Origin of the sequence: Marinimicrobium sp. UBA4509, assembly GCF_002388575.1 — a bacterium.
GTDB classification, from domain to species: domain Bacteria; phylum Pseudomonadota; class Gammaproteobacteria; order Pseudomonadales; family Cellvibrionaceae; genus Marinimicrobium; species Marinimicrobium koreense.
The window spans coordinates 16,941-18,252 of the sequence record NZ_DGMV01000029.1 but is presented as its reverse complement, the minus strand read 5'-3'; the positions used below and the strand labels follow the sequence as shown (position 1 = coordinate 18,252).

At 56.4% G+C, this 1,312-nt stretch carries 1 protein-coding gene; it reads right to left on the bottom strand.

Annotation, left to right across the window (positions count from 1 at the left end; genetic code table 11):
- Positions 1-33: 33 nt before the first annotated feature.
- Positions 34-1,113: a 3-deoxy-7-phosphoheptulonate synthase gene (locus B3520_RS03640; protein WP_024460021.1), complete on the bottom strand. Its 1,080-nt coding sequence runs from the start codon at positions 1,111-1,113 to the stop codon at positions 34-36.
- Between the last annotated feature and the right edge of the window lie 199 nt (positions 1,114-1,312).

The window sequence follows — 1,312 nt, the reverse complement described above, 5'->3', positions numbered from 1 at the left end:
CGAAGCCCGCATCCGCCGTCACCATACCTGCCGCTACTTCTTCACCCGCTCCTGAAGATGATCCTTGATCTTCTCCCGCATATCCTTCAACGCCTGAACGGTGGTATCCCAATCGATACAGGCATCGGTAATCGACACCCCATACTTCAGGTCTTTCAGATTCTCCGGAATCGGCTGGTTACCCGCGCCGATATGGCTCTCCACCATCAGACCAATAATCGAATCATTGCCTTCCATGATCTGATTGGCCACGTTCTCCATCACCAGCGGCTGAAGCTCGTGGTTTTTATTGGAGTTGGCGTGACTGCAGTCGACCATGATGTTGGGCGGATTGACCCCGGCTTTCTCCAGCTCCTGCTCGCACATGGCGACGCTCACCGAATCGTAATTCGGCTTGCCGTTGCCACCGCGCAGTACCACGTGGCCGTAGGGGTTACCACGGGTGTGGACAATGGAAACCTGGCCTTCGGTGTTGATCCCCAGAAACCGGTGCGGTTTGGAAACCGACTTCAGGGCGTTGATCGCCACGGTCAGGCTGCCATCGGTACCGTTTTTGAAGCCCACGGCTCCGGACAGGCCACTGGCCATTTCCCGGTGCGTCTGGGATTCGGTGGTGCGGGCGCCAATGGCAGACCAACTGATCAGGTCCTGCATGTACTGGGGCGAGATCGGATCCAGCGCCTCGGTGGCGGAGGGCAGGCCCAGCTCGGCAATATCCAGCAGCAGCTTGCGGCCCATGTGCAGCCCTTTCTCGATCTTGAACGAGTCGTTCAGATCGGGGTCGTTGATCAGGCCTTTCCAGCCGGTGGTGGTCCGGGGCTTCTCGAAATAGACGCGCATCACCACATAGATGGTATCGCTGACCTCGTCGGCCAGTTTCTTCAGACGCTGGGCATAATCCATCGCCGCGTCCACATCGTGGATGGAGCAGGGGCCAATTACCACAAAAATCCGCGGGTCTTTACGGTCGAGGATATTGCGAATGGTTTCCCGCCCCTGGGTGACAACCTCCCGGGCTTTGTCGGTCATTGGCAGCTCGCGCTTGAGGTCGGCCGGTGAGATCAACAGCTCCTGGGAGACAACGTTGAGATCGTCTATTTGCGTGTCGGTCATTAGGGTTAGTCCATAGAGTGTTTCGAGAATACGGCACCATTCTACTGAAAATGGGGCACTTTTTGGGAGAAATTTGCCGATGGGGTTGATAGTTTTTGGATAATTTGATCGGCTGCTTATTATCTCTGGCAGTTGTCGCTAATTGCTTTACCGACATTAAGCCCAGATTGGCGGTGACGTCCGGGCCGGGAAGGGGAAG